The following is a 20,890-nucleotide window of genomic DNA, read 5'->3' as shown; positions in this document are numbered from 1 at the left end:
ATGAGTGAGGAGATACAGCAGCAGGAATCGACAGCACAAGCCTTATCAGTCTCATCCGGAATAGCTGAACGAGAGCTTGGAGGAGCAGAGCGCGCAGCCGTTCTGCTCTTGGCGCTTGGGCAGGAGTATGGGAAGGCCATTTGGGCTGGGTTGGATGAAATTGAAGTGCGTCAGGTTTCCAGCGCAATGGCGAGCTTGGGTCCTGTTACACCGACCATGCTGGAAGAGTTGTTTGTAGACTTCCTAAAGCGGCTTTCCACTCGTGGCGCGTTGAACGGCAACGTAGACGTTACAGAGCGCCTGCTGAACTCTTTCCTGCCAACTGATCGTGTTGCGATCATTATGGAGGAAATTCGAGGTCCTGCAGGTCGGAACATGTGGGAGAAGCTTTCCAACGTTCCTGAAAACGTTCTGGCAAACTATCTGAAGAATGAGTATCCGCAGACCATTGCAGTGGTTCTTTCCAAAATCCAAAGTGACCATGCGGCTCGCGTTCTTGCGCTGCTGAATGAAGAGCTGGCGCTGGATGTGGTGAACCGCATGTTGCGCATGGAGTCTATTCAGAAGGATATTCTGGAGAAGGTTGAGCAGACATTGCGGGTCGAGTTCATGTCGAACCTGTCTCAGACCAGCCGTCGTGATAGCCACGAGATGATGGCCGACATCTTCAATAATTTCGACAGGCAGACCGAAGGCCGCTTTCTGGCCGCGCTGGAAGAAGATAGCCGTGAGTCTGCAGAGCGTATCCGCAATTTGATGTTCACCTTCGAGGACCTGTTGAAACTAGATTCCGCTGCCTGTCAGACCTTGCTTCGCAATGTTGAGAAGGATCAGCTGGCCATGGCTCTCAAAGGAGCTTCTGAAACTGCTGTTGTGTTCTTTACGGCCAACATGTCATCGCGTGCAGCAAAAATGCTTCAGGAGGACATGGAAGGTATGGGACCAGTTCGATTACACGATGTAGATGAGGCGCAAAGCTCACTTGTACTGAAGGCGAAAGATTTGGCAGCCACTGGTGAAATCAGCATTAACAAGAAGAAAGGAGAGGAAGAGTTTGTTTACTAATCGTTCCTTTTCTTCGCGATCTCCGGAGGCTCGCTGATGGTTACTGTGATGCCTCAAGGTGCTGTGCGGCGACGCTTTTTGTTTGATACTAAATCGATCGATGAGGCTGAGACCGCAGCAACAGTCGAAGACGTCCTTCCGCTGGAGCCTACTATTACAGTTGCTGAGCACAAGCAGCTTTTAAAAGCAGCTGAAGAGGCTGCGTTTGTTCGTGGTGAGATGCAGGCCCGGCAGGCCATTGCCGAGCAACAGAAGCTGAGTGCACAGGAAGAACTGGTGGTGTTGCGGGAGCGACTTGAAGTTGCTCTGGGTGATCTTGAAAGCCAGATCCGCGCTCAAGAGCAGAACCTGGTCTCTATGTGTTTTCTGATTGCGCGCCGTCTTTGTAGTCACCTTATTGCGCGTGAGCCGCTTGCTGAAGTTGTGGCGTTGCTTGCTGAATGTTTGGCTCCTCTGCGCAAGATCCCTCAGATTTTGATTGAGGTGCCGACAGAAGATACGCATGCGCTGGAAGACATGGTTGACGGTCTGGTTTTGAACAGCAGCTTTGAGGGCAAAGTGCATGTTGTGAAGTCAGAGAGCATGTCGCGCGGTGATTGCCGGATTGAATGGCCGGATGGCGGGATTATTCGTGATCGTCGGAAGACGGTTGAGCATATTGAACAAGTCATAAAATCTCATTTCGACGCCCGCGAGCGGGCCAGTCGAGCAGCGTGATTTTAGTTTTTGCCTATGACCGTGCTGGCTATGGCCGGTGCGGGATCAGAAAGGTTTATTATGAGCAGTGATGAACAGGGAATGGTGCTGGACCAACACCAGAGTACCCAGCGCGCTGGTGGCCTGGATGAAGAAGGTGCAGGCGGCATTAAAGCAGCTGAGGATTTGGAAGCTGTTTTTGATGTTCCGGTCCAACTGGCTGCTGTGCTTGGGCATACAAAGATGAAGGTTTCCGACCTTTTGCATTTGGATACCGGGATCGTTATGGAACTCGACCGGAAGGTGGGCGAGGCAATCGACGTTTACGTGAATAACAGGCTGATCGCGCGCGGAGAAGTTGTGCTCGTGGAAGATAAGCTTGGTGTCACCATGACTGAAATCATCAAGGCGGATAAGTGATTGTCATGGGGCGTACTGGAAAGGAACTGACATGCGGCTCTTGATCGTTGGGACCCTTGGCGGTCAGCTGACGACCGCAACCAAGATCGCGATGGAGCGGGGAGCATCTGTTACCCATGCGCCTGGCGTTCCTGAGGCCATGAAAGTCTTGCGTTCTGGTCAGGGTGCGGATCTCCTGATGGTTGATGTCAATGAAGATATTGGTCAGCTGGTGGAACTGACAGAACGCGAGCGTATCCATGTGCCACTCGTTGCGTGCGGGTTGGGAACGGATGCGCGCGCGGCTGTGTCTGCCATTCGGGCTGGAGCAAAGGAATACATTCCGTTGCCTCCTGATCCGGAGCTGATTGCTGCTGTGCTGGCGGCTGTTACGGAAGAGCGCGAAGACCTGATCTATCGCGACGCGGCCATGGCGAGTGTGATCAAGCTGGCAGAGCAGGTGGCTCCATCTGATGCATCGGTTCTGATTACGGGTGAGTCCGGATCCGGTAAGGAAGTGATTTCCCGCTTCCTGCACAGCAAGTCCAGTCGTGCTGATAAGGCGTTTATTTCCATCAACTGCGCTGCAATTCCTGAGCATCTTCTTGAATCCGAGCTTTTCGGCCACGAGAAGGGTGCTTTTACCGGAGCTGTTGCGCGCCGTGTTGGTAAGTTTGAAGAAGCCAATGGCGGCACCTTGATGCTTGACGAGATTTCCGAGATGGATGTTCGTCTGCAAGCCAAGTTGTTGCGGGCTATTCAGGAGCGGGTGATTGACCGTGTTGGAGGCAGTCGTCCGGTACCGGTCGATATTCGCATCATCGCGACGTCCAACCGTGATTTGGCTGAGGAAGTGCGCAATGGTGGCTTCCGCGAGGATTTGCTGTACCGCCTGAACGTGGTGAACCTGAAACTGCCGGCGCTGCGAGAGCGGCCAGCAGATATTCTGGAGCTGGCAAGTCACTTCATTGAAATTTATGCCAAGGCGAATGGTACTAAGGCACTGCCGGTTTCTCAGGAAGGTCGTCAGCTTCTGTTGGCCAACCAATGGAAAGGAAATGTACGCGAGCTGGAAAACACCATGCACCGCGCTGTTCTTCTTTCCTCTGGTAGCGAGATTGATGCAGACGCTATTCGCATGCCGGATGGATCTCCAATTGCCATGGGGGCTGGACAGCAAACGGCTTCGCGCGCGGCCCATGCAGCTGAAGCCGTTTCGCGCGATATGGTCGGGCGTACTGTTGCTGATGTGGAGCGTGATCTCATTTTGGATACGCTGGATCATTGTCTGGGGAACCGTACGCATGCTGCAAAGATCCTTGGCATTTCGATCCGCACGCTTCGCAACAAGTTGAACCTTTACACCAAAGAAGGTGTTGAGGTTCCAGGGCCAGGCGAAGCACGTGCTGGCACTGCAGACGCATAAGAACGGATAGGGCGCGGCGATGTCTGAAGAGACAAATACAAAGGCAGCTCAAGGGGGAGGCGACAACGCTCCTTCTGCTGCTCGCGTGCCCGGACTAGGTGCAGCTGGTGGTTCAGCCTTTTTCCAAGACCTTTGGGGCGCCATAAAGCAAGGCGACCTTGGGCTTGCTGCAGGTGTGATGGTCATCCTCGTGATGCTCATTGTTCCGATGCCTGCGATGCTTCTGGACATGTTTCTCGCGATTTCGATCATCTTTTCCGTGATGATCCTGATGGTGGGGCTGTTCATTCAGAAACCGCTGGAATTTTCCGCATTTCCGACTGTGTTGTTGATTGCGACCATGTTGCGACTGTCGTTGAATATGGCGTCGACGCGACTGATTTTGGCGCACGGGCATGAAGGAGCTGACGCAGCCGGCAATGTGATTGCAGCGTTCGGTAGCTTTGTGATGGGCGGTAATTTCGTGATCGGGATTATCGTCTTTGCAATCCTTGTTATTGTGAACTTCATCGTTATTACAAAGGGTTCTGGCCGTATCGCAGAAGTTTCTGCTCGCTTCACGCTGGATGCAATGCCCGGTAAGCAGATGGCGATTGATGCGGATCTGGGTGCTGGCCTGATTGATGAGGAGACTGCGCGGACCCGTCGTAAAGAGTTGGAATCTGAATCCACCTTCTTCGGCTCCATGGATGGTGCCTCCAAGTTTGTGCGTGGTGATGCGGTTGCCGGTCTGATGATCACGTTCATCAACGTGATTGGTGGTATCGTTATTGGTGTGATGCAGCAGAACCTGACGTTCGCTCAAGCTGCCGAAAACTATACGCTGCTGACGATTGGTGATGGTCTGGTTTCTCAGATCCCCGCGCTGATCGTTTCCACTGCTGCGGGTATTCTTGTTTCTAAAGCGGGTGTTGAGGGTGCGGCCGATAAGGCTCTTGTCCGGCAGTTTACTGGTTACCCAAAAGCGCTTGGCATGTCTGCGTTTGTGATGGTCGTGCTGTCGTTCCTGCCGGGTATGCCGATGTTGCCGTTCCTGGCATTGGCAGGTGCTGCTGGTTATCTGGCGCGGCAGGCAAGTAAGAAGCATGCTCGCGAAAAAGCGGTGGAAGTGGCTGCAAAAGTTGAAGCTGAAGTGCCGGATGAGCCGCAGGAAGCGCCGATTTCCGACAGCTTGAAAATGGATGTGCTGCGGATTGAGCTTGGCTATGCGCTGCTGCCAATCATCAATGGGCGTAATAAGCAGGAAACAGATCAGGTTACCGAGCAGATCAAAGCGCTGCGTCGTCAGATTGCCTCTGATATGGGCGTGATCATGCCGTCAGTGCGTATCCTTGATAACATTCAGCTTGGCGCGAATGATTACATGATCAAGGTGAAGGAAGTGGATGCTGGCGGCGGCTCTCTGTTCCCGAACCAGTTTATGGTGATGGACCCTGCTGGTGGGCAGGTTCGCCTGCCGGGGACGCATACCACAGAGCCAACCTTTGGTTTGCCTGCGACCTGGGTGGAAGCGCAGTATCGCGAAGAAGCCAATCTGCTTGGGTATACGGTGGTTGATCCTGCAACGGTTATTTCTACGCACCTGACGGAGACCATCAAGTCTCATATCTCCGAGCTGCTCACTTACGCAGATGTTCAGGTTCTGTTGAAAAAGCTGGATGAAGAGCAATCCAAGCTGGTGGAAGATATCGTTCCGACCCAGATTTCCATCTCTGGTATTCAGCGTGTGCTGCAGGCTCTGCTGGAAGAGCGCATTTCCATTCGTGATCTGGGAACAATTCTGGAAGGGATTGCGGAGGCGATTGGTTCAACGCGGAACCCGAATGCCATTGCGGAGCATGTTCGTACTCGTCTGGCACGCCAAATCTGCTCTGCCAATCAGGCGCCCGGTGGTTATCTGCCTTTGATCAGCCTGAGCCCTGTATGGGAGTCTGCATTCCTTGAAAGCATCATTGGGGATGGAGATGATCGGCAGTTAGCTATGGCACCTTCCAAGCTGCAGGAGTTCGTTGGTTTGGTTCGTGATGCTTATGATGCGGCGGCCAATCAGGGGGAAGTCCCTGTGCTGTTATGCTCAGCTCAATCACGTCCATTCGTGCGGTCTATTGTTGAGCGGTTTAGAGCGCATACGTTTGTTATGAGCCAGAACGAAGTTCACCCGCGTGCACGCCTGAAAACAGTGGCAAGCATATAGGATCTCAAGTGTTTCGTGAGATTGGGACACTTGCGGCCTTTCTTGCTTCCAGTTACCCAGAGTGAATTGTTTCTTCCGAATTTGAGAGAGCGAGATGGCGCATATTCAACTGGATCTTGATGGATACACAGACTTGCCAGAAGGCAAAGTCGCGACTGTGGTGACGTATCTGGAGATGTTGGAGAAGCCCGCTCTCAAGCCGATTGAGCGGCCTGACCTTACGCTGGAACGGGCCGGCGAGATCGACATTACCGAGTATAGAGCCCTCTTTAAACGTGTGGGTGAGCCGTGGCTTTGGTTTGGTCGTTTGGTGATGAATGACGCTGAACTGGAGGCGACACTGAGCAAGCCGACCAATGAGTTTTACTGGGCTATGAAGAACGGTGAGCCTGTGGGAATGCTTGAGTTGAATGTTGCCAAGGAAGATGAAGTCACACTGAGCTATTTCGGGCTAGTGCCAGAAGCTGTTGGTGGTGGTGCTGGCCGCTGGCTGATGAACCACGCGATCAACAAGGCTTTCTCTCGTCCTGAGGTAAAGCGCTTCTGGTTACACACATGCACAGGGGATAGCCCACAGGCACTGCAGTTTTACCTCCGCAGTGGCTTTAAGCCCTTCAAACGGTCCATTGAAGTTGCCGATGACCCGCGCCTGAATGAGATTCTTGACAGATCCAGCGCCCCTCACATCCCCTTTTTGCCATAGGCTAGAGCAGGTTGAGTGCTAGGAGCATCCGGTTGGCCTGATGCAATCGCGCTTGCATGCAGTGGGTTTCTTGCGCAACCTTGAAGTTGTGCGGCAGAAATCTTTCAGGGTTGGTGTTGGAAAAGTGGCCCAAAACGGGACAGTTAATGAGGTTTCATTAGAGTTTTATCTAGGATGTGTTAGTTTCCTTTTACCATGTACCTTTGATTAATCGTGGACGATGTGTGAGGGCTGCACGCAAATCGATTGGTTGTACGTAGGTTGAGGGGCGGTTGAGACGGGGTGTGTTCAACCGAATATTCGGGAGCTGCCATGTCAGAGCTACATGACAACGTTGTGCCTCATGAGAAGGTGCGGTCGCTGAGAGATAGTATTCGCAAAGTGCGCGTTGCGGAGATGGAACGGACAGACGTTGTTGTGAGCCTTCAGGAGAGCGAGAAGGCACGCCTTGAACTGCTCAGCGAAGAGCTGATTGACGTGTTCAAGGAAGTCCCTGAAGACGATGACCAGTTTGCCTTCCAGATTGTCCCCGGTACCCAGCCACGCCTATGGATCGACATGACCAGTCATGTGTTGATGGGCCGTGACCGCCACTCCTATCGTTTTGTAAAGGAGACCCGTCTGGGACGGATGGTTTTACTTGAGACTGCCGATATTGATGATATGGCGGACTGCATTACCGAATATATTGCCGAGCGGATTATTGAAAAGGAACGTGCGCTGGAAGCAGACTGGATGCTCAATCGCATTCGCCAGCAGGATGTTCCAACAGGCAAGAGGCTGGACCAGCTTAAACAGGAAAATGCAGGCAGAGCTGTTGCGGTCAAACGCAATAAGGCGCGTGACTTCTTTATTCTGATCTGCGGGCTTTTGCTGGGAACTGTTATCGGGGCGGCGGGGCTTGTGGCGCTGGCTTTATATGCGAACCCTTTTGCGGGTTAAGCGTTGTCTTTGTGAGAGGCATCAGCATGCCTCTCTGTCTTTTAATCTGAAAACGAGCCCCACGTTTTAGGTTCAGGCTCTACGCTGCTTGCCTTAAGCTGGGTATGGACAGATCATGCTGTGCTATGTGGTGCACGCCTTCTCCTGCCGTTGTAAAACCGCGTTCTTCCATAATGCATGACCAGCCGTCGCCATCTTTTTCAATGGTGAAGAGATTGTAGCGAGCAGGTGGCTTATGGCCACTCAGGCCATTTGATGCGGATGGAACGCAAATCACAGGCACCGGACCTTCCGGCCCGTTGATTTCCATACGGGTCGCCCGATGGGTGTGGCCATGCAGAACCAACTCTGCGCCATGTTCTGCAATGATGTTGCGGAAACGGCTGGAGCCTACCAGGCGCTTGTACCAGGCTGTGGCGTTGCGCACAGGTGGGTGATGCAGCATGACAACGCGGAAATCACCGCGCTCTTTTGCGCGTCGCAACTGGTCTGCCAGCTCGCGCAGCTGGTTGCTGCTGATGTGGCCTGTGGCCATGAAAGGGCCCGTTGCTTTGGCAGTGGAGAGGCCAACAATCGTGACGTGGCCTCGTCTGCGGGCAAATGGGAAGTGCGGATCAGTTCCCAGAGGCGGTGTCAGCCCCAAGCCCGGATCGCTTTGCATGTATGGCCGCCAAGCGCCGTAGGCTTGCTTTAAAGCGCCTGGGACATAGGCATCGTGATTGCCTGGTGTCAGGGATAAAGTCTCGGGAGAGCCCACAGTTGCGAGCCAGTCTTTGGCTCCAGCAACCTCTTTGGGTAGTGCAATGTTGACCAGGTCTCCGCAAAGCGCGATATGATCCGGCTGCTGCGCGTGAATATCGCGTATCAGTGCATCAAGATAAGAGTTGGTCATTACATGGGCGCGGTTGCGCCGCCAATTTATGTAGCCAAGAATACGCTTCGAGACCAACTGGACTGGCTGAACGTCCGGCAATGGACCCAGATGTGGGTCAGATATGTGTACAAGCTTAAACATAGCCTGCGCATCATCGCTGCATTGCGCCTGAGGTCAAGGAGTTTTCCTTAATTCTGAGAATTACCCTCAAGCGCCTTTAACAGATCGGCAATGCTGACTTCCAATTTGCCTTAAAGGCAAGAAGACGGACGCAAAACAGCAGTGTCGTGGGTGTTTGCAGAATTGACTGCTGGTGCCCAATGGAAGCGTTTTGTGCGACGGAAACGAGCGAGAACTTTAGTAAGCATGACGTGTTACTCCTGCGATTTGGGAAACGCGGATTGGGTGTCTATTATAAGTAGGTGATGGGGCCGCCCTGATTAATTTTTAGGCGTATGCTTATTCTTTGATCTCTTTCTACGCCTATCCTGTGGGTTGTGTAGTGTTAGTTTTGCAAGGGTGGTATGCACTTTTTGCATAAATGATATTTCAGAATATAGTACTGTTATATCAAATATTTATATTGATTGTGAGGCCAGACGTGGCAAGCTTTAAGACGCGAATTATCAATATTCTGGTGCAATCGGCGGCTCTTTTGAGTCGTGGAATGACGATGGGCGCGCGCGTTGCGGCATTTGATGCTGAAAACCGAGTCCTTCTCGTACGTCACCAATATCTGCCGGGCTGGTATTTTCCTGGTGGCGGTGTTGATTCCGGGGAGACGATGGCGGAGGCCGCTCGCAGGGAGTTGGCAGAAGAAACGGGGTATGGATGCGGACCGGATGTGGCGTTGCTTTCCATGCATCTTAACCGCAGAGGAACAGGCCGGGACCATGTCGGCCTCTTTAAGGTGAGCTTGACTGAGCAAGATCCGGACTGGAAAAGACCGGCTCTGGAAATCTCAGATTTACAGCTGTTTGCGTTGGATGCCCTGCCTGATGATGTGAGCCCAGCGACGCTGCGTCGTCTGCAGGAAATTGCGGGCGAAGCTGAGCCTGATCCCTATTGGTAGTTGTTTTTCAAGGGCCTACGTGCAGGTGACCTACAACTAACGAATACGCATCTGCACTTAGTTTTGTGCTTTACGACAGAAAATTTGCGTGTTAGTTAGTCAGTTGAAATTATATTTCGTGTGCTCTGGCATGCGATAGACCGAGAAACTGGGGTGTGAGCCTTATGGCTATTTGCTGGGAACAGCGACGACGAATGAACGCGCGGGATTTGCTCTCGCGTGGTGCATCGTGCCGTCCTTCTCTCAGTGTGCTCCCAACATCGGTCTAACTGCCCGAGCCACACGGATCGACGGTCTTCCTCCTTCGATTTGTGGTATGTGACATGATAGTTTCAAAATGGCTGGTGCGGCAGGAAACCCCAGCAGATTTCTCCGAGATTGAGCAGATGCAAGCAGAGGCGTTTGGCCCTGCACGGTTTGAACGGACTGCGTTCAAAATCCGTGAAGGCGTTCAACAAGCTTCTCAGTTATGTTTTGTTGGAGAACTCAACAGTCAGATTGCCGGGTCTGTGAAACTCACTCCCATCATGATTGGCAATAGCCAGAGCATGTTGCTGGGACCACTGACCGTAAAGGCCGCCAATAAAGGGCAGGGACTGGGTCGTCTTTTGCTGACGACTGTTGCAAATGAGGCCAAAGCGCAGGGCGTTCAGTCCATTTTGCTGGTTGGGGATCATCCTTACTATGGGCCGCACGGTTATGAGCAGGTGCCTCATGGCCAGATCACATTGCCGGGGCCTGTTGATCTGGATCGGTTGCTTGTTTTGAAACTGCAGGGCGGGCAAATGCCGACTGGTGCTGTGGTTGGTGGATACGTGAAGCCTGCGTTGGTAGCCACAAAGCAAAGTGAGAGCCAGCTGGTAGATGTGATGCAAGGCTCGTTGGCAATGGCGACTTGAAAGACTGAGCAGGAGAATTAATTCATCCTGCAGATCCCTTTTCCATCTAAGATGTTTTTCTATCGTCCTTCGCGATACCAGGTGAAGGACAGCAGCCCTAATAGTAAGGCAAGGCCGAGGAAGCCGATGAGAAGCGGATAGCGGTCTATGCCATTCAAGATGCTGGCGTCTGTTCGTTTGATGCCGATCCAACCGTTTCCATGATATTGAGCGGATGAACGCTGTGCGATGACGTTGGGCGGGGACAAGGATGTGCCGTCGTCACCGCCGATCCGCAAAGCTGTACCACCTGTCTGTTCTGTGATGCCAGAGAGTTTGTCTGCCGTTGAAACCACTTCCAAAAACTCTCTCGGATTTGGCGGGCCGACGTTGATCAGTGCTGTATGTGCGCCATCGGTTGCTGAATAAAGACCGAGTTCTTCCACTTTGGCGGAGGCGGTCCAATGTCCTGAGGTGTCCTTTATCAGCTCCAGCTGCTCAGTTTTGCCGGAGGGCGTTGTAAGTGTGACCGGATCAACCAGATTGGCGAGGGTTTGTCGCTCTGTCAGCAGATTGGAACCGCGTAAAGACAAGCGCAGGGCTTCCTCTTCAAGATCCGGTTCTTTCATGAGCCAATGCGCTAGCCTGCGCAAAAGCGGGACGTGTGGGCCGCCACCTTCATAGCCTCTTGCCCAGAGCCAGACATGATCAGAGAGTAGGGCCGCAACGCGGCCTTTGCCGACGCGGCTGAGGACCAGCAGCGGCTTATCGCCCAGCGCAGTCATGATGGGTTGGCCTTCTTGCACATTTGCACCGACGAGACGGAACCATTTGCTCCATTGGGGCGGGCTTTCACCAGCACCGGGCAGATCGCGTGTTACTGGATGGCGCAGCCCGAGTTCTGAGACGTTGGCAAAGAAGGGTTCTTCAAAGACTTCACCAGTTGGTGCGGCTGGAAGCACGCGGCCCAGCGGGGTTCGGAAGATGCTGTTGGCTTCTGCGTAGTCAGGACCACCTGCGATGAGGACTGCGCCGCCGTCACTGACGTATCGGGCGATGTTGTCGAAGTAGAGCAGGGGGAGGACGCCGCGGCGTTCGTAGCGGTCGAAGATGATGAGGTCGAACTCGTCGATCTTGACGGAGAACAGCTCACGGGTTGGGAAGGCTATCAGAGACAGCTGGTTGATTGGCGTTCCGTCCTGTTTTTCCGGTGGCCTCAGAATGGTGAAGTGGACGAGATCGACTGAGGCATCTGATTTGAGCAGGTTGCGCCATGTGCGCTCGCCTGCATGGGGAGAGCCGGACACCAGCAGGACGCGGAGATTTTCGCGAACGCCATCAATGGTAACGAGGGCGCGGTTGTTCAGTGGTGTCAGCTCGCCATTGAGCGCTTCCACCTCAAACTCGTAGATGTTCTGGCCGCCATGTTCGATCTCAACTGCGACTTCTGCCGGATAGCCTGAAGAGATAAACTGCTTGGACAGGATATCGCCGTTGCGGCGGACTATGATTTCAGCGCGATTGCCGAAGGGCTGCGGAGTGCCTTCCTCAATCAATTCCAGTTGGACGACCTGTGTTGAGCCAACCAGGCCAAAGCGCGGGGCTTTGGCGACTTTCAAACGGCGATCAAACTCACCTTCACGGCCTGTGATGAGCGCATGGACCGGGGCTGAGAAGCCGAGCTTTTCTGCTGTGGCTGGTACATCGTGTATCTGACCATCGGTGATCACGATGGCTCCGGCTATTCTCTCTGGCGGGACATCAGCCAGTTCATTGGAGATTGCGGTGAAGGCGCGGGTGCCATCGCCGCTTTCCATGGAAGTATCATTGAGAGAGACCTGCCGCAGATCAATGCCGTCAAGAGCTTTAAGTTGATTGACGATACCCTCTCGCGCCGCCTCAGTCAGCTCTACACGGTTTTCCAGTTGCTGGCTTTGGCTGTTGTCTGAGACGACAACAACGGTACTTGGGAGGTACTCCCGATCCTCTCGTAAGACCGCCGGATTGAGCAGGGTCAGAACCAGCAGAGCCAAGGCGGCGGAACGGATCAGGGCGCCGCGCATACCGACGAAGAGGAGGTAGGCACAGACCAGAGCTATGATCACTCCAAGCGCGATTATTGCCGGAAGGGGCAAAAGCGGGTCGATGGAAAGAGACCATGTCATGTGTGTAGCTGTGCTCCGCGTCTTGTTTGCTGGCTTACTATTGGCCGATACGTTCCAGTAGCGCAGGGATGTGAACCTGATCTGCCTTGTAGTTGCCTGTCATGGTGTACATGAGGATGTTGATGCCCACCCGCGCCGCCATCTCGCGCTGGTTGCCATCAGCAGGAATGGTTGGGTAAAGGTAGTTTCCTTGCGTATCAATGGCCCATGCTGCAGCGAAATCGTTGCCGCTAATCATGATGGGGGACACGCCATCGCCTGCACGGACTGGGCGGCTGCCATCTGAGGTGGTCGCGCTGGCTTGTACCCACATGGGGCTTTGATTGTAGCGGCCGGGGAAATTATCCAGAATGTAGAAGGTTTTGGTCAGCACGTGGTCTTGCGGAACAGGTTCCAGACTAGGAATGTCCAATCCGCGCAAGAGTTGCTGAAGCTTCAGTTTGTTTGGTGAGTTTGAGCCTGTTCCAAACGCATCTCTGGTGTCGAACAGGATTGTGCCGCCGTTGCGCATGTAGGCACTGATCCGCGACATGGCCTCAGGGTTTGGCATCTGCATGCCTGCATCTATGGGCCAGTAGATGATTGGGAAAAATGCCAGTTCGTGGCTTTGCAGATCCAGACCCACCGGAGCTTCAGGCTCCAATGCTGTTCTGTCGGTTAGTAATCTGGTGAGGCCGAACAGTCCGGCTCGGCTGATTTTGTCCACCTCTGGCACGCCTGTCATTACATAGGCGAGGCGGGTGTCTAATGAAGCGTCGAGGGCGAACTGTTCTGCATTGTCTTGTGCCTGCGTTTTATCAGCACCTGACAGGCTCAGGCTGGAGGCGATGAGCAAGAGAATAGCGGCCTGTGTGAATTGGCTGCGGCGTAGTTTACCAGAGAGCCAGAGCAGGGCGAGCGTATCCAGCAAAGCCAGCAGGATTGCGATGGAGAAGAACCAGCCACGAAGGTCCAGCGGTTTTTCTGAGGGGTAGTCGAGTATCTTTGCCATAGACAGTGGTTTGAGATCTAACGGGATCAGATTGTCCTCATCTTCCATGAGGTTGAGTGCGCGTGCTGCATCGTCGGTCCCGTACAGACCTGGGGGGGTATCTCGGCCCGGATGGGTGGTTGCAAAATCGCGCTCCAGAATAGGTTTGTGACTGGCAGAAGGCGGCGTGAGTTTGCCATAGCCATCCAGCATTTTGAGCAGAGGCAGGGCGGAGGCTGATGTTGTGCCGTCAGCTTCATCATCCGGATTGAAGACTGCCGTTGAGGAGATGCTTGTGATGGCCCGCAGCATATCCACAAACCCACCAGAAAGAGGCAGGTTGGACCACTTAGTATCAGGGGTGACATGGAACAGGACAATGGTTCCGTTGCCATGTTTCTTGGCCGTGACGAGAGGTGTACCGTCTTCCAGTGAGGCCCATGTTCTATCAGGCAGGTCTGCGGTTGGTTCTGCGAGCACCTGACGGTTTACGGTGACGTCCTTAGGAAGAACGATAGAACGGAACGGGCTATTCTCTGAAAACGACTTGAGTGCCTGTGGCTCCTTCCAGGAGAGAGAGCCGCCCAATTTACGGTCACCCAAACGGAGAGCAACAGGGATGAGTGAGTCTTGTTTTTCCGGGAGTTGCGGGCCTGCGAAGCGTATCAGTGTGCCACCTTTGGAGACCCAGCTGGCAATGTCTGCCTCTGTGGTCTTGGGCAGTGTGCCGACTTCCGCGAGGACGAGAACGGAGATGCCTTTGTCAAAGTAGTCGGAGATGGCTGTGGTGATGTCTGTGCTTTTTGCTGGTGGAAGGTCTGCAAAAGGGGCTAGCGCACGTTCCAGATAGTAAAGTGGCGAGAGTAGAGGCTGAGAGCGGTTGGCGAAACCGCCAGCGAACAGGCCGACTTTTCGGCGACGCCATTGTTCATCCACGAGCACCGTGCTGCCAGCGCTGGACTTGCCAAGAATTGCGAGTTTGGTGATGTCGTTGCGCAGCTCTGACGGCAGTTCCAATGAAATTTCGGCGGCGCTTTGGCCTGCTTTCGTCTCGATGGTTTGTTCTGCAATAGCGCGTTGCTTGCGATCGAAGGCGCGGACCGTCAATGTTTCTGCCAGTGGTGCTGGGTGGCGGAGGACTGTGGTCGTCATGGCGCCGGCGGTGTTTTGCAACTGTTTGAGTGCGTAGACCGGGGTGTCGGAGCGGTAGATAAGGAAAGAGCTTTCGCGCACGTCTGAGGCTCTAGCAATGCTGGCCAATCCCCTTGCAAAGCTTGTAGTGGATGGTTCTTCCAATGGTGATGAAAACCAGAGGATTGCACCGGGCGCGTTTTGCTCTGCTTGCTTTTGCAGGGCAGGGATGAGTTCTGACCGGGCAGCTTGCCAGCCTTGAGGTGTCAGTGCGCGAAGCTGGTCGGCAACCTCCTGCGCACTGGACAAACGCAAGGGCTGGGCAGGGCCATCTGCTGTTGTCACCAGCATGACGGTTCTGTTGTTCTGAGCTGCGCCGTCTACCATGAGTTCCGCCATACGGATTTGGCGGTCCCAATCTGCTGAGGCATCCCATCCATTGTCGACGATGATCCAGAGTGGGCCTGTTTTGGGCTCTGCAATATCCAGAGGTTTCCAGACGGGGCCAGCCATAGCGATGATCAGAACTGCAGCCAGCATAAGACGTAGCAGGATCAACCACCATGGGGTGTGCTGTGGGGTTTCCTCTTTGTTGCGAAGAGACAGCAGGAGGCGCAGAGGCGGGAACTTAACGTGGGCAGGTTGAGGTGGTGTGGTGCGGAGCAGCCACCATAGAACGGGAAGAGCTGCGAGTGCGGTGAGTACCCACGGTGCTGCAAACTCAATCGGTAGAAGTGAACCGATCATCGCTGGTCTCCCCTCATTTTGTGCTGTGGGGCGTCAGCCAGACGGGAATGGAGCAGCATCAAGGGTTCGACCGCTGGGCGGTCTGTGTGGTGCAGGGTATAGCTCCAGCCGAATTTGCGGGCCAGAGAGCTGATCTGATCCTTATGCGCGGCCAGACGAAGCAAGTACTCCTGTTGCCAAGTTTGTGCGCGGCCTGCTTTGAGCTGCTCTCCGTTTTCCGGGTCTTCGAATTGGGTTGGGCCTGTGAAGGGGAATGTCTCTTCAATCGGGTCCAGAAGTTGGATGAGGTGGCCTTTAGCGCCTGTGCCGGCGATGTTGGCCATCCACGCTTCCAGCTTTTCCGGTGGGTCGAGCAGGTCTGAGAAGAGTACAATCTCAGAAAAACGGCGGATTCCTTCAGGGTTGGGTAGCGTTGCCTCAGGGTTCTCGTGCACCAGAGTTTCTGCGATGGTCTGCATTGAATTTCTACTGGCCAGTGGCCTTGTCAGGCCAGTCAGACCGACACGTTCGCCAGCTTCATTCAGGGCATAAGTCAGAGCCAGCATGAGCAGCAAAGCGCGGTCACGTTTGGAGGCGGTGGCTTGTCTGCTTTGGAAGCGCATGGAAGCGGAGAGGTCTGCCCAAATCCAGATGGTTTGGGCGGCTTCCCACTCGCGCTCACGTACATACAGATTGTCGTCGCGAGCGGAGCGGCGCCAGTCAACTTGCTGGGCTGCCTCACCAGAGAGGAAAGGGCGGAACTGCCAGAAGGTTTCGCCGGGACCTGCTCGGCGGCGACCATGCCAGCCAGAGGTGACATTGGCTGCAATGCGTCTTGCCTCAACCAGCAGCTCTGGCAAGGTATCAGCAATGGATTGCGCTTCGCCCGTTAAGCCGAAGATGTTTTCCTGTCTGTCTTGAGGAGCGGTCCTCGAAGATAACATATGCGATCCTGTCGGCTTGTTGTTAGGCGATGCGTTCTTTTATGTCTTTGAGCAGTTGCGGAATGGTTTTTCCGTCGGCTCTGGCGGCAAAGGTGAGAGCCATGCGGTGTTGCAGCACAGGTTCGGCCAGAGACATGACATCGTCAACGCTTGGGGACAGGCGTCCATCTGCCAAAGCACGGGCACGAACGGTCAACATGAGTGCCTGACTGGCGCGCGGTCCTGGGCCCCAGGCGATGTATTGGGCGAGATCATCAAAGCCATCTGCTTCGCCGGGGCGGGCTGCTCTGACCAGTTTCAGGATTGCGTCCATGACGGTTTCGCCCACCGGAATGTGGCGTACCAGTTGTTGCATCTCCCGCAGCTCTTCAAGTTGCAGGACCTGTTTGGATTTGGCTTCTGTCGCCCCTGTGGTTTCCAGCAGAATACGGCGCTCTGCATCTATGTCCGGATAATGGACATCAATCTGCATGAGGAAGCGGTCGAGCTGTGCTTCCGGAAGTGGGTAAGTGCCTTCCTGTTCAAGCGGGTTCTGAGTGGCCAGTACGTGGAAGGGGGCAGGCAGGTCGTGGTGATGGCCTGCGATTGTGACGTGGTATTCCTGCATGGATTGCAGGAGAGCGGACTGGGTTCGCGGGCTGGCGCGGTTGATCTCGTCTGCCATCAACAACTGGGCGAAGACCGGGCCGGGAATGAAGCGGAAGGAGCGTTTGCCATCCGGGGCTTCCTCCATCACTTCAGAACCCAAAATGTCCGAGGGCATCAGGTCTGGTGTGAACTGGATACGGCTGGAATCGAGGCCGAGCACTGTGCCCAGAGTTTCCACCAGTTTGGTTTTTGCAAGACCGGGAACACCAACAAGCAGACCGTGGCCGCCGGAGAGAATTGTCACCAGTGTGCGTTCAACGACGCTTTCCTGACCAAATATGGAACGGGCGATTTCCTCTTTTGCCTGTCGGATTTTCTCACAAGCCGCCTCTGTGCGTGCGACTATATCCTCTGGTTTGGGGGGCATGCCTGTCATATTGGTGTTCATCGCTGCTCTCTTTTCGTCGCGCGTTGCAACCCTGCCTAGCTCACCTTTGCATCATACTCGGTTTTAAAAAAGGCGATCCCTAGCAAATTTATAGGCCTGTACTTTTCAGCAATAGGCTGACTATGCAGGCAGAAGTGCAATGCAAGGCGCGAAAGCCAGTTTCAAAATGTTTTGATATGATCGGGGTCAGAGCATCCCTGGGTTATAGTTTGGTTGGCTCTACCCTAACGGCATTTCTGTGAACAGATAGTGAGTCTGAGGACTGAGATTCTGTTTGCCCCTGAGAATTGAGAGCATTGCGCACGTAATAGAGACCACCAATGACGTCTCTATTTTGCTGCGTCGATGCTTATCGCAAAGGTATAACTTGGCGCGGGCTTTGAGGGAGGGTAGCGTTAGAGCTTGCGTGACACCATATTACCCCAATAGTGGTGTGTTCCGATGTATTGGTAGAATGACCGTGGTGAGCGAATTAACAGAAAAGAGCATTCCGGAAATCAAGGAGATGCCGAAAGGTCTTCAGGCTTTGATTTCGCGTGCGGGAAAGTCCAAAAGCCTGCCTCCCATCCATCTTTGGAACCCGGAGTTCTGCGGTGATCTGGATATGCAGATCAAGCGGGACGGATCCTGGTATTACATGGGCACGCCTATTCAGCGTGAGGCTCTGGTGCACCTGTTCGCGACTGTTTTAAAACAGGAAGACGACGGGAAGTATTATCTTGTCACGCCTGTTGAGAAGATTGGCCTGAGCGTTGAAGATGCACCGTTTGTGGCCGTGGAGATGGACATTCACCAGCAGGACGGAGAGCAGGTGATCACCATCCGGACCAATTGCGGTGACGTGGTTGAAGCTGGGCCTGACAATCCTATCCGTTTTGTACAGCAGGAAGAAGATGGCGGGCTGAAGCCTTACATCCTTGTGCGTGATCGGTTGGAAGCATTGTTTGCGCGGACACTGGTTCATGAGCTCGCGCCGCATTTGCAAGAGCGTGAAGGCGAGGGTGGACGGGTTGTTGGCATTGAAAGCCATGGCGCATTCTTTGTGGTGGATACGGTCCAGAACCTTGGATTTTAGGAAGAGACATTAGGACGGCGTATTATCTTGTCTGAGTTTACAGCAGAGAATTTCAGATCTCGGGTGATGGACCGGTTGGCCGGTCAAGCCCATGAGCCTGCAGGAGATCACATCCTCAATCCGGATATTCCTGATTATGGTGAGGATCTGGAGCAGGTACGGGATGCTGCTGTTCTGATCGGTATTGTTGACCGGGGGACAGAGGCGTCCATTCTTTTAACCCAGCGTACCGCGCACCTGCGTTCTCATGCAGGGCAGATTGCGTTTCCTGGTGGCAAAATTGATGAGGATGATGACGGGCCTGTGGGTGCAGCCTTGCGAGAGGCGCATGAAGAAGTTGGCCTGGACTCTGACTTAGTAGAGATTTTAGGTGATCTTGGCGATTACTACACGGGCTCCGGGTATCGGGTCGTGCCGGTTCTTGCGACGGTCAAACCTCCGTTGATCCTCTCTCCCAATCCGGCAGAGGTGGATGAAGTATTTGAAGTGCCTTTGTCTTTTCTGATGAACCCTGAGAACCACCAGAAAAAAAGCGGAGAATTCAGAGGCAAAACGCGCTACTATTATGCCATGCCGTTTGAGCAGCGTTACATATGGGGTGTCACCGCTGGCATCCTGCGCGTGCTTTACAATAGGGTTTATGCCTGATGATACGAATGCTCCTGACACATGGGTTGTTGTTCTTTGTTCCTTTTATCGCCTACGCGGTGTGGGTGATGGTTGTGCGCAAGGCAAAGAAAGACAAGCGATTTCGCGATGGCCCGATGTTGTGGTTGAGCATCAGCGGAATAGCTCTTGTCATCGCCAGCCTGATGCTGCTTGCAGAAACAAGCCGCGCGCCTCTAGGCTCGCAATACAGACCAGCGCAAGTGGTGGATGGTGAGTTCGTTCCAGGTGGATACGAGACTCCTCAAAAATGACCAGATTACAACAGAGCGGCTGGCTGGACAGTGCTGCTGTTCAGCGGGCTTTTGACGTTCTGGAACAAGATGGTGATGTTGCGCGTGCAGTTGGTGGAACTGTGCGCAATTCCCTACTTGGTGAAGTGGTGGATGATGTTGATATCGCCTGCACTGCCTTGCCGGATGTGGTGCTTGCCAGAGCGGAAGCTGCTGGTGTCAAAGCCATCCCAACTGGTGTTGACCATGGAACGGTGACGCTGGTTATTGATCGCCAGCCAATTGAAGTGACCTGTCTGCGCGAAGATATTGAAACGCACGGACGCCACGCGACGGTGAAGTTTGGGCGTGACTGGACGAAAGACGCGCAGCGCCGCGATTTCACAATGAATGCGCTCTATGTGGATCGTCATGGTGAACTGTTTGATCCGCTGGGCGGTCTGGATGACTGCCTCAACCGGCATCTGCGGTTCATTGGAGATGCGCGTGCGCGTATTCGTGAAGATTATCTGCGCGTCCTACGGTTCTTTCGGTTCTTTGCGACTTACGGGCAAGGGGAGATCAATGCGGATGGGTATGCTGCCTGTCTTGAGCTGAAAGATGGCCTTTCTCACCTTTCCAAGGAGCGTATCACCAAGGAAGTGCTGAGAACGCTGTCTGCACCGCGTGCTCTCGATTCTTTGCTGTTGATGGAGCAGGGCGGAATCTTGCAGCTCATTTTAGGTGGAGAGGCTGCGAGCTCTCGCTTGGCGCGCCTTTTGGACCTTGAGGATTTGCCTGAGGCAGCTCTCCAGCCAGTGTTACGGCTTGGTGGTGTTGCGGGGCCGAAGGTTGCTGAGTGCCTGCGCCTTTCTAATGCACAGAAGAAGCAGATTGAGGTTGCAGCTGATATTGCAGAAGCTTTGCGTTTACACGGGCAGAGCAAACAGCAGTTGAAAGCGTTGTTGGTTGCTCACGGTACAGATGCTGTTGTTGATGGGGTTTTGACTGCCTGGATGAGTGATATCGTGCAGAGTGAGGCGGAGCTGAAAGAGCTGCTGGCCTTTGCGCAGAACTGGGTGATACCGAATTTTCCGCTGACTGGTAAGATGATGCTTGCTGGCGGTATTCCTGCTGGACCTGATATGGGTAAGGCGATGCGGCTGGCGCAGCAGATCTGGGCTGATGCGGATTATCAGCAATCTGCTGAGAGTTTGCTGGAGCAGGTGAAAGTGCTGCTGGCTGATGAGGTGAAGTGACCATGAGTGTGAAGCTGCGTGGCCATCACTTGCTATGCGTGCTTACATTTATTGGGCACGGCTATTCTCCTGCGTTTTCCAAGAACTATGAGGCTGTGGTGAAGCGCCTGAATGCAGGAGAGGCTGCCCTACTGGTTGAGGGGCCGGATGAGATTTGTGCGGTTCTGATCAGTGAAGAAGAGCAGCCGCATTGCTTTAATTGCAGTGTGGTGGAGCGTGATAAAGCGGCTGTGACGTTGATCTCTCGTTTGTTTGGGACTGAGCTGCGTGTTGGTGATGAGCTTGTGCTGAGTTCGCATTTGGTCACCAAAATGCGGAAGGCATATGCTGAGGGTGTGTTTAAGACAGCCTGCCAAAAATGCGAGTGGGTGGAGTTTTGTGATGAAATCTCCTCATCTGGCTTTCAAAAAGTCCATCTTCACAATCCAATGAAGCCCTGAAGTCGTTTGCCTTTGTT

19 protein-coding genes are annotated in these 20,890 nt (G+C 53.9%); 14 read left to right on the top strand and 5 right to left on the bottom strand.

Annotated elements, in window-relative coordinates; all coding sequences use genetic code 11:
- The 7 genes from PsAD13_RS22915 to PsAD13_RS22885 all read left to right on the top strand — a co-directional run bounded on the left by PsAD13_RS22915 (position 1) and on the right by PsAD13_RS22885 (position 7,425).
- Positions 1–1,065, top strand: a complete 1,065-nt coding sequence (locus PsAD13_RS22915; protein ID WP_063303190.1) for a flagellar motor switch protein FliG — start codon at positions 1–3, stop codon at positions 1,063–1,065.
- 36 nt (positions 1,066–1,101) lie between these two features.
- Complete coding sequence (locus PsAD13_RS22910) at positions 1,102–1,782, top strand: FliH/SctL family protein (RefSeq protein WP_063303191.1); 681 nt, start codon at positions 1,102–1,104, stop codon at positions 1,780–1,782.
- 81 nt (positions 1,783–1,863) lie between these two features.
- A complete protein-coding gene (gene fliN, locus PsAD13_RS22905) occupies positions 1,864–2,181 on the top strand; it encodes a flagellar motor switch protein FliN (RefSeq protein WP_057463671.1) in 318 nt (105 codons plus the stop codon).
- A gap of 31 nt (positions 2,182–2,212) precedes the next feature.
- Positions 2,213–3,586 carry a sigma-54 dependent transcriptional regulator gene (locus PsAD13_RS22900; protein WP_057463629.1) on the top strand — a complete coding sequence of 458 codons (1,374 nt, stop codon included), beginning with the start codon at positions 2,213–2,215 and terminating at the stop codon, positions 3,584–3,586.
- Positions 3,587–3,605: 19 nt separating this feature from the next.
- Positions 3,606–5,780, top strand: a complete 2,175-nt coding sequence (gene flhA, locus PsAD13_RS22895) for a flagellar biosynthesis protein FlhA (RefSeq protein WP_063319559.1) — start codon at positions 3,606–3,608, stop codon at positions 5,778–5,780.
- 94 nt (positions 5,781–5,874) lie between these two features.
- Positions 5,875–6,483, top strand: a complete 609-nt coding sequence (locus tag PsAD13_RS22890; protein ID WP_063319558.1) for a GNAT family N-acetyltransferase — start codon at positions 5,875–5,877, stop codon at positions 6,481–6,483.
- 312 nt (positions 6,484–6,795) lie between these two features.
- Positions 6,796–7,425 (top strand): hypothetical protein, encoded by a 630-nt coding sequence (locus PsAD13_RS22885; protein WP_063298348.1) that lies wholly within the window; start codon positions 6,796–6,798, stop codon positions 7,423–7,425.
- A 79-nt stretch (positions 7,426–7,504) separates the two neighbouring features.
- On the opposite strand, the gene PsAD13_RS22880 is transcribed toward PsAD13_RS22885, so the two are convergent.
- Positions 7,505–8,440 carry a metallophosphoesterase gene (locus tag PsAD13_RS22880; RefSeq protein WP_084404799.1) on the bottom strand — a complete coding sequence of 312 codons (936 nt, stop codon included), beginning with the start codon at positions 8,438–8,440 and terminating at the stop codon, positions 7,505–7,507.
- 526 nt (positions 8,441–8,966) lie between these two features.
- On the opposite strand from PsAD13_RS22880, the gene PsAD13_RS22875 reads away from it, so the two are divergent.
- Positions 8,967–9,371: an NUDIX domain-containing protein gene (locus tag PsAD13_RS22875; protein ID WP_063319628.1), complete on the top strand. Its 405-nt coding sequence runs from the start codon at positions 8,967–8,969 to the stop codon at positions 9,369–9,371.
- Positions 9,372–9,694: 323 nt separating this feature from the next.
- On the top strand, positions 9,695–10,270 hold the full coding sequence (locus PsAD13_RS22870) for an N-acetyltransferase (protein WP_063319557.1): 576 nt from the start codon (positions 9,695–9,697) through the stop codon (positions 10,268–10,270).
- A gap of 59 nt (positions 10,271–10,329) precedes the next feature.
- On the opposite strand, the gene PsAD13_RS22865 is transcribed toward PsAD13_RS22870, so the two are convergent.
- The 4 genes from PsAD13_RS22865 to PsAD13_RS22850 are packed head-to-tail and all read right to left on the bottom strand — an operon-like array spanning position 10,330 to position 17,221.
- The gene (locus PsAD13_RS22865) at positions 10,330–12,414 is read right to left on the bottom strand and encodes a hypothetical protein (RefSeq protein ID WP_063319556.1); all 2,085 of its coding nucleotides are present in this window, start codon (positions 12,412–12,414) and stop codon (positions 10,330–10,332) included.
- 37 nt (positions 12,415–12,451) lie between these two features.
- Entirely contained in the window at positions 12,452–15,262 is a 2,811-nt protein-coding gene (locus PsAD13_RS22860) for a DUF4159 domain-containing protein (protein WP_208986884.1), read from the bottom strand.
- Positions 15,259–16,185, bottom strand: coding sequence for a DUF58 domain-containing protein (locus PsAD13_RS22855; RefSeq protein ID WP_063319555.1), 927 nt, complete (start codon positions 16,183–16,185; stop codon positions 15,259–15,261). The genes PsAD13_RS22860 and PsAD13_RS22855 overlap by 4 nt, the downstream gene beginning before the upstream one ends.
- 22 nt (positions 16,186–16,207) lie before the next feature.
- Positions 16,208–17,221 carry a MoxR family ATPase gene (locus PsAD13_RS22850; protein ID WP_057463622.1) on the bottom strand — a complete coding sequence of 338 codons (1,014 nt, stop codon included), beginning with the start codon at positions 17,219–17,221 and terminating at the stop codon, positions 16,208–16,210.
- 505 nt (positions 17,222–17,726) lie between these two features.
- Between PsAD13_RS22850 and PsAD13_RS22845 the strand changes: the two genes are divergently transcribed.
- Genes PsAD13_RS22845 through PsAD13_RS22825 form a run of 5 tightly spaced genes read left to right on the top strand, consistent with a single transcriptional unit; the run spans position 17,727 to position 20,873 of the window.
- Complete coding sequence (locus PsAD13_RS22845) at positions 17,727–18,296, top strand: DUF1285 domain-containing protein (protein ID WP_244271787.1); 570 nt, start codon at positions 17,727–17,729, stop codon at positions 18,294–18,296.
- A gap of 27 nt (positions 18,297–18,323) precedes the next feature.
- Positions 18,324–18,944 carry a CoA pyrophosphatase gene (locus PsAD13_RS22840; protein WP_082596903.1) on the top strand — a complete coding sequence of 207 codons (621 nt, stop codon included), beginning with the start codon at positions 18,324–18,326 and terminating at the stop codon, positions 18,942–18,944.
- Complete coding sequence (locus PsAD13_RS22835) at positions 18,944–19,216, top strand: DUF6111 family protein (protein WP_208860182.1); 273 nt, start codon at positions 18,944–18,946, stop codon at positions 19,214–19,216. Before PsAD13_RS22840 ends, PsAD13_RS22835 begins: the two co-directional genes overlap by 1 nt.
- A complete protein-coding gene (locus PsAD13_RS22830; protein ID WP_063319554.1) occupies positions 19,213–20,433 on the top strand; it encodes a CCA tRNA nucleotidyltransferase in 1,221 nt (406 codons plus the stop codon). The genes PsAD13_RS22835 and PsAD13_RS22830 overlap by 4 nt, the downstream gene beginning before the upstream one ends.
- Before the next feature lie 2 nt (positions 20,434–20,435).
- Positions 20,436–20,873, top strand: a complete 438-nt coding sequence (locus PsAD13_RS22825) for a DUF1284 domain-containing protein (RefSeq protein WP_063319553.1) — start codon at positions 20,436–20,438, stop codon at positions 20,871–20,873.
- The last annotated feature ends 17 nt before the right edge of the window (positions 20,874–20,890 follow it).

This window comes from Pseudovibrio sp. Ad13 (assembly GCF_001623225.1).
Taxonomy (GTDB): domain Bacteria; phylum Pseudomonadota; class Alphaproteobacteria; order Rhizobiales; family Stappiaceae; genus Pseudovibrio.
The sequence above is the reverse complement of the archived record's forward strand: the minus strand, read 5'-3'. Positions and strand labels throughout refer to the sequence as shown.

Excerpts from the sequence above, each read along its gene's own strand:
- PsAD13_RS22890 (WP_063319558.1), top strand. The coding sequence starts at position 5,875 with ATGGCGCATATTCAACTGGATCTTGATGGATACACAGACTTGCCAGAA.
- PsAD13_RS22845 (WP_244271787.1), top strand. The coding sequence starts at position 17,727 with ATGCCGAAAGGTCTTCAGGCTTTGATTTCGCGTGCGGGAAAGTCCAAA.
- PsAD13_RS22915 (WP_063303190.1), top strand. The coding sequence starts at position 1 with ATGAGTGAGGAGATACAGCAGCAGGAATCGACAGCACAAGCCTTATCA.
- PsAD13_RS22860 (WP_208986884.1), bottom strand. The coding sequence starts at position 15,262 with ATGATCGGTTCACTTCTACCGATTGAGTTTGCAGCACCGTGGGTACTC.
- PsAD13_RS22880 (WP_084404799.1), bottom strand. The coding sequence starts at position 8,440 with ATGTTTAAGCTTGTACACATATCTGACCCACATCTGGGTCCATTGCCG.
- PsAD13_RS22910 (WP_063303191.1), top strand. The coding sequence starts at position 1,102 with ATGGTTACTGTGATGCCTCAAGGTGCTGTGCGGCGACGCTTTTTGTTT.
- PsAD13_RS22830 (WP_063319554.1), top strand. The coding sequence starts at position 19,213 with ATGACCAGATTACAACAGAGCGGCTGGCTGGACAGTGCTGCTGTTCAG.
- PsAD13_RS22885 (WP_063298348.1), top strand. The coding sequence starts at position 6,796 with ATGTCAGAGCTACATGACAACGTTGTGCCTCATGAGAAGGTGCGGTCG.
- PsAD13_RS22870 (WP_063319557.1), top strand. The coding sequence starts at position 9,695 with ATGATAGTTTCAAAATGGCTGGTGCGGCAGGAAACCCCAGCAGATTTC.
- PsAD13_RS22865 (WP_063319556.1), bottom strand. The coding sequence starts at position 12,414 with ATGACATGGTCTCTTTCCATCGACCCGCTTTTGCCCCTTCCGGCAATA.
- PsAD13_RS22835 (WP_208860182.1), top strand. The coding sequence starts at position 18,944 with ATGATACGAATGCTCCTGACACATGGGTTGTTGTTCTTTGTTCCTTTT.
- PsAD13_RS22875 (WP_063319628.1), top strand. The coding sequence starts at position 8,967 with ATGACGATGGGCGCGCGCGTTGCGGCATTTGATGCTGAAAACCGAGTC.
- PsAD13_RS22825 (WP_063319553.1), top strand. The coding sequence starts at position 20,436 with ATGAGTGTGAAGCTGCGTGGCCATCACTTGCTATGCGTGCTTACATTT.
- flhA (WP_063319559.1), top strand. The coding sequence starts at position 3,606 with ATGTCTGAAGAGACAAATACAAAGGCAGCTCAAGGGGGAGGCGACAAC.
- PsAD13_RS22850 (WP_057463622.1), bottom strand. The coding sequence starts at position 17,221 with ATGAACACCAATATGACAGGCATGCCCCCCAAACCAGAGGATATAGTC.
- PsAD13_RS22855 (WP_063319555.1), bottom strand. The coding sequence starts at position 16,185 with ATGTTATCTTCGAGGACCGCTCCTCAAGACAGACAGGAAAACATCTTC.
- fliN (WP_057463671.1), top strand. The coding sequence starts at position 1,864 with ATGGTGCTGGACCAACACCAGAGTACCCAGCGCGCTGGTGGCCTGGAT.
- PsAD13_RS22900 (WP_057463629.1), top strand. The coding sequence starts at position 2,213 with ATGCGGCTCTTGATCGTTGGGACCCTTGGCGGTCAGCTGACGACCGCA.